The following is a 6,893-nucleotide window of genomic DNA, read 5'->3' on the forward strand; positions in this document are numbered from 1 at the left end:
AAAGTATAGAGCCTGGATAAAGCATGCCAATACCGACTAAACTTGAACCTAAATCTCTTGTTATCAACTTCAACACGCGAACTTTACCTATGCGACTTACATACTCCTTAATTTTCTGGAATGTTGCATCATACCTCCTCATGAAGCCTATTTGTATTTTTATGTTCCTTTGCATAACCAATTTAACTAAATCGAGAGTATCTTTTAGGTTAGGTGCAATAGGCTTTTCCAAGAAAATTGGCACTTCTAAATCTGCGATTTTTTTAATTACTTCGAAATGTTGAAGAACAGGAACAGCGATGATCAATGCCTCAACTTTGCTTCTAATATGTGATAAAGCATCATCAATTGAAGGAAAATAGTTTATTTTAATCTCGTTAGCAAGTGATAATCCTCTTTCCTTATCTGGATCCACAATACCTAATAAATTAACATTTCTCAGCAAGGCTAAACTTTTTGCATGAATTGTTCCCATTCTACCTGCTCCGATAACTATAACGTTAACCTCATTATTCATAATATCGCCTTACCAATTCCATTATTTGACTTTCAATTTCTTGAGGACTCGTACTTTCTGCGGGCACGTCAAGGACTATCTGCCCCTTATCCATAATCACGATCCGCGTAGCTGCTGAATATACATGGTGTATATTGTGACCGACTATTATTGCCGAAACTTTTCTCAACTTATCACTAACAATTGATTTTACAAAGTTCAAAACTTGGTTTGCCTCATATACTGATAGCGCCGCCGTTGGTTCATCAAGCAATAAGAGGTTAGCGTTAAACATCAAAGCCCTAACTATGGCTATCATCTGCCTTTGCCCACCTGATAACTCGCTAGCTAACTTATTTACATCTATATCAATTCCAAATTCCTTTAGCATTCTCCTGCTCTCGTTTTTCATAGCCTTCTTGTCAAGAAGTATGCCCTTCTTTTTCTCAAAACCTAAAAATATGTTTCGATACACAGGTAATTGGGGCACAAGGGCTAAATCCTGGTAAACAACCTCCATCCCCATTTCTCTAGCATCCATTGGCGACTTAAAATTAACTTTTTTACCATCAAAATATATAGCCCCTTTATCAGGCCTTAAATACCCAGCCAATATTTTTATAAACGTTGATTTACCGGCTCCATTGTCACCAGCAAGTCCTACTAATTCATTATAATCCATTTTTAGCGAGACGCCCTTTAACGCAATAACTGGGCCATAAGACTTCCAAATATTTTCCGCAATTAACAAGGTCATAGAATATTATATATTCGCTATTTTTTAAGCGTTGCTCACAATACATTATATGCTATTTTTCATTAACTTTACTGCCTCTATTGGATTAATATCTATGGGGAATAGTATATTCCTACCGATTACGGCGCCAACCACATTATCACCTGCATTCATTGCCTCATTTAATTGATGTACAAAATCCTTAGCCTTACCAGACCCGCCCCCCAGTAAATAAATGGGTAATGTTGTTGATTCTGCAACTATTTTAAAATCATGAACATAGGGAACCTTAAGGAGCTTATTAACATTTGAATATCCAAGCGCAGTGACTACATTTATTGCTGAGGCAAGCTCATAAGGATCTCCTGTAAATTTATACTCATTATTAACCCTTTTAACTGGAAATACCTCTATAAATAACGGAATATCTAAATCCAAAGTCTTTCTAACAACTTCAGTTGTATAAGTGAGCGTATTAGATGTGTAATAATTATCTTTATCAAGTTGAAGAAGAACCTTAGCCGCATCAAGACCTAATCTTTTCGCATCCTCAGGCGTGTATGCAGTCACTTTATCGTCAAGTTCGAAAACCGAACCCTTTAAACCACCCCGATTAATCGACGCAATTATGAACTTATCATCAATCAATGAAATTCCGAATCTCTCCATAAGTATGTAATTCGCCATCAATACCTCATCAAGTACGTCTGGAATAACTAATACTCCATCCACGTACTCAGTCATTAATAACCTAACTATTCTTGATAACAACTCCTTACGGTTTAATAACGCGTATGGATTATTACCAACCTCAGTATTCATCCTTGCCGTATGATCCGCAGCAAGTATTAACACACCTCTTTGATACAACCTTTTACGTGATGGTTTCTTTCTACTTTTTAAGTAACCATATATGTCAATTTCATCTATATTCTTACGTAACCTCACTACTTCATAATATATATTATCTACTATATTGTTCAATTTTAATTCCACCCCTCATTATACGCCCCTCGTTACTTTATCTAAATAGGCCTTAATTATAATATAGCCCTGCATAACCTCATTAAATGGATCACTGCTTAGAGCCTCTATTTCAAGCATTAAATAACCCTTATAATCACTTTCATATAAGGCACGTATTATCTTCTCAAAGTTAATAATGCCCTTACCCACATTCACAAAATCCCTCCTAAATCTAACCTTACTCTTAGGCAGTAAAGCCCTTAAATCCTTAATATGAACAAGAGCTATTCTATCGTGATAATTCTCTATGAATTTAATAATATTAAAATTAGCGGCTGTAGCATGCGCAGTATCTAAGCATATGGATAATGAATCAACCTTATTAAGCGCGTTGATTACTTGATCTTCCGTTTCGAAGCATGTACGTAGGTGATTATGGAGTGCTGGAATTACATTGTTGGAAATAGCTTCATCCGCAAAATCCCTTAATCTAGATAACGCCTCATTACAATCCTTAAATCTAGGTACTATCCATAACACTGGCGTGGCCGATTCTATAGCCCATCTTATATCACTAATATCCATTCTTGAGTATGCACCGGCATTTTCCAACCCAACCTCGCTAAGTATGGATTTTAACTTAGCAGGATCTTTCAGCAACTCCTTAGGAAGTAACCGTGTCTCTATACCAGCACCATCATAGTTAAATTTCTTAATCGAATTTATAACGTTCATGAAAGTCGATATACTCTTTGATTTACCCCACGCTATTGTGGTAACGGCTATTTTCATATAAAATCACCTTAAATCATTAAAGGTAAATTGACGGGCTTCTTTTCCCTGATTGATTTCCACGCCGCTAAAGCCACCTCAAGCGCCTTACGACCATCGTATATGGTACACCTAGGCTCTCCATCATTTAATATCGAATCAACAAAATCTAGTAACACATTTAAATAAGCATCCTCATACCTCTCGACCCAATTCGTTGGTGCATCATACACGTAATTAGCACCTTGTATAACTATTAAGGATGATCTTAAACCCATACCAATTATTATTTTGCCTTTAGAACCGTGAATCTCAACACCAGTATCATAACCGTATGGCGTATATCCTGAATACTCCACTAAACCAAGCGCGTCATTGGTCATTCTCAGTAAAACTAGCATATGGTCGTAATCACCTAATTCCTTAAATTTATCGTACATAAGGGTAGAGCCCTCAGCGTATACTGTAGATATCTCAAGGCCCGCTAGATACCTAATTGCATCGAAGTCATGCGTTAAGCTATCAACTAAACGACCGCCACTTAATTTAGGATCAGCAGCCCAACCCTGGGGTATTAGCGGTGGGTCTCTGGTCCACGACTTTATAATTAATACTGTGCCTATTTTGCCCTGTGAAATTGCCTCTCTAGCCAAAGCATAAGCCCTATCATATCTCCTCTGATAACCAGCTAGTACCTTAACCCTCTGTTTCTCAACATGCCTTATCATCTCATCAGCATCATTAAGGTTAAGGGCTAACGGCTTCTCGACAAATATATGTTTACCTGCATCTGCTGCAGCTATTACTACATCCTTTTTAGTAAATGTTGGTGTTGCTATTACTACACCATCGATACTCCCATTCCCTAATAACTTACGATAATCATCATATATAACCACATTGTTAAGTTTATACTCCTTAACAAAATTAAGGGCAGCATCACGATTTACATCAGCTATGGCCACTAATTGAACGTTTTTCACCTTAAAGGCAATATTATATGCGTGAACTCTCCCAATACCTCCCACGCCTATTACTCCTAAATTAATAGTTTCCTTAGCCATACTGAGCAATACAAAATTCACCTATTTAAATTTCTCCCGCTAATCATGTACGTAAGGTGATGGTATATCCCAATAGCCATATGCTATTGTACCACTATATGGGAACTTTGTCTCCACGAGAACTTCTATTACGGTAGTAACATTATTCTTAAGGGCCTTTCTTAACGCGTCTTGATATGATGTTGGATCTTCCGCCCTTAGGTACTCAGCACCATATGCACGTACTATTTTCTCAAAGTCTATTATATAACGTTTCTTATCCTTTAAAAACGCAGTTCCATATATCCTTTCAGCAAAGCGTCTAATTTGGAGATCCCTTATCGAAATCCACCCGAAGTTATTTAAGACTATTACAATGATCGGTATATCCATTTGTACGGAGGTTGATAACTCAACATTATTCATGAGGAATGATCCATCACCCTCTACTGCAACCACCACCTTATCAGGCCTAGCTAACTTGGCACCAATGGCTGCCGGTAGCGCAAAACCCATTGTTGAAAAACCTCCAGAACTTATGAAAGTTAGTGGGTAATAGGCTATCCATTGCTGCGAGAATATTTCCTGAGGCAAACCAGCGCTCAGGGTTATGATCGCATCCTTAGGCAATATTTCACGGGTTAATTTAACAATATTGGGTATTCCCATAGGAGCCTTCGTCCTTAAGTCCTCGATCTGCCGTATGAACTCATCCTTTAACTCCCTCATTCTTTGATGCCATACAGTATTTTCTCTCCTTTTGCCTAATTGCACAAGGACCTTATATAGTTCCTCTAAGGCAGCTTTCGCATCAGCCACAATACCTACCTCAACTGGGTAATTCTTTCCTATCTCATGGGGATCAATATCTATTTGTATAAGTTTCGTGAGGGGTATATTTAATGTTACACCAGGTCTATAGGAGCTTGTGGTCTCATCACTAAATGTAACCCCCACAGCCAATATAACGTCGGCATTTTTAGCGAGTTCGTTACCAACAAGGCTACCAATATTACCTATTGAGAATGCATATAACTCATGATCTTCAGGAAATGCGCCCTTAGCCTCGCCCCTGAATGTAGTAACCACAGGCGCGTCCAAGAATTCAGCAACCTTAATAAGCTCCTCAGTTGCGCCGGACATCGTGGCACCACCCCCAACAAGAATTAATGGTCTTTCAGCATTCAACAATAATTCTGCCGCCTTTCTAATCATTTCATGGTCAGGATAAACCCTACCCATAGGTACGTACTTCTCTACCTTTAGTATATCACTATCTATCTTAGCCACTTGCACATCCATAGGTAAGTCAATAAGTACAGGGCCAAGCCTTCCAGAAACAGCCTCCTTATACGCATTCACTAAAACCCTCGGTAATTGCCTTATATTAGATATTAACCACGCCCTTTTCGTAACATGCCTCATGAAATTAACATAATCAACCCAATGATGCCTCTCTATTTCTTGAAAAATACCCATACCAAATAAGTACGTCTGAATTTGACCTGTTATGGCTATGAATGTTGATGAATCAACGAAAGCCGTAGCTAATGCCGTAGCCAGATTGGTTGCGCCAGGTCCTACCGATGTCGTGACTACGGCAGGGTCCCTCCTATTCGCCCTAAAATACCCATCAGCCATGTGACCGCCCCACTGCTCATGCTTAACAGGCACGAACACCGCATCAGGCTCTACATCCTTTATCGCATTAACTATTGCGGCATTTCCATGCCCAACAATTCCAAATACGTATTTTATCTTTTTCTCCATAAGGAACCTAGCTATTAATTCCGCCCCTGTATATTCAACCATTTAACCCCTTATATGAGAAATCAAATTATTTTTTAAGCTTTACCTTAATGCACTCACTAACTTATACCTTTTTGTCATAATTTTTAATGAACATCATGACTTCATCAAATGTAGGCATAGCTTCTGAGCATGAATGTCTCGTGACTACAATCGCCGCTGCGGCATTGGCAAAACGTAGTACGTCCTTCATAGACCATCCACTAGGCATTAAATATAAATAGCCATAAAGAAATGCCGCTAAAAATGCATCGCCAGCACCTAGCGTTTTTAGGATGTTCACGCGAAATGCGGGAACATTTATTACCTGGCCGCCCCAATAAGCGGTAACATCCTCACTCCCCCTCGTTATTATCATACCCTTCATGGATTTATTAACTCGCCTAACGTAATCAATAGCCTCATCTATATTCGAGGCGCCAGTAGCGGCTAGCCACTCAGGAACACCGCCAACTATTATATCGGCATGTTTAATTATGGATAAATAGCGTTGAATTCTCTCATCACTTTTCACAGACCTCCATAAACTCTCCCTCCAATCTAAGTTAAATAATACCTCCGTATTATTTGCCTTAGCAATATTTACCGCATATAGGTTAGTCTCGTAGGAAGGGGTTTCGGTTAATCCCGTTCCTGTAACCTCAAGTACCTTACTATCTCTAATAACATCTACAGGTATATCATCCTTAGTTATCCTAAGATCTGCAGTGAGTCCTGGGGGTCTATAAAATATGAACTCTGGATCCTTGCCCAGGAATATTGCAGCAAGCGCTATTCCAACAAATGCCTCTGGATCCTCTTTTATATATGAAGTATCAACGCCATTTCTAGATAGATAATCCTTTATAAACTTACCCAATGGATCTTTACTAACCTTAGTTAATAGTGCAACCTTCATTCCATACCTGACACATCCTACGGCGGTATTGGCTGTCGTACCACCTACGTACTTCATGAAATGACGCGCTTGGTCTAGAGGTGCGCCTAGGTCGTCGGAATACAGGTCAATGCCTGCCCTGCCTATTAATACCACATCATACCGTTTCATAAAATCCCATCCTAGAACCATCTT

The 6,893-nt window shown here is 38.9% G+C and carries 6 protein-coding genes and 1 pseudogene; all 7 read right to left on the reverse strand.

Annotated features, from left to right (window positions below):
* The 7 genes and pseudogenes from AT710_08740 to AT710_08770 all read right to left on the reverse strand — a co-directional run bounded on the left by AT710_08740 (window position 1) and on the right by AT710_08770 (window position 6,869).
* A pseudogene (locus AT710_08740) lies at window positions 1-517 on the reverse strand.
* Window positions 510-1,253 carry a hypothetical protein gene (locus AT710_08745; protein ID KUO90559.1) on the reverse strand — a complete coding sequence of 248 codons (744 nt, stop codon included), beginning with the start codon at window positions 1,251-1,253 and terminating at the stop codon, window positions 510-512. The pseudogene AT710_08740 and the gene AT710_08745 overlap by 8 nt, the downstream one beginning before the upstream one ends.
* A 45-nt stretch (window positions 1,254-1,298) precedes the next feature.
* On the reverse strand, window positions 1,299-2,228 hold the full coding sequence (locus AT710_08750) for a hypothetical protein (GenBank protein ID KUO90560.1): 930 nt from the start codon (window positions 2,226-2,228) through the stop codon (window positions 1,299-1,301).
* A gap of 6 nt (window positions 2,229-2,234) precedes the next feature.
* A complete protein-coding gene (locus tag AT710_08755) occupies window positions 2,235-2,990 on the reverse strand; it encodes a hypothetical protein (GenBank protein ID KUO90561.1) in 756 nt (251 codons plus the stop codon).
* 11 nt (window positions 2,991-3,001) lie between these two features.
* Complete coding sequence (locus AT710_08760; GenBank protein ID KUO90562.1) at window positions 3,002-4,033, reverse strand: hypothetical protein; 1,032 nt, start codon at window positions 4,031-4,033, stop codon at window positions 3,002-3,004.
* A 39-nt stretch (window positions 4,034-4,072) separates the two neighbouring features.
* On the reverse strand, window positions 4,073-5,824 hold the full coding sequence (locus tag AT710_08765) for a hypothetical protein (GenBank protein ID KUO90563.1): 1,752 nt from the start codon (window positions 5,822-5,824) through the stop codon (window positions 4,073-4,075).
* Window positions 5,825-5,885: 61 nt separating this feature from the next.
* On the reverse strand, window positions 5,886-6,869 hold the full coding sequence (locus tag AT710_08770; protein ID KUO90564.1) for a hypothetical protein: 984 nt from the start codon (window positions 6,867-6,869) through the stop codon (window positions 5,886-5,888).
* Between the last annotated feature and the right edge of the window lie 24 nt (window positions 6,870-6,893).

The sequence above is a fragment of the Thermocladium sp. ECH_B genome (genome assembly GCA_001516585.1).
In the GTDB taxonomy this organism is placed as follows: Archaea; Thermoproteota; Thermoprotei; order Thermoproteales; family Thermocladiaceae; genus Thermocladium.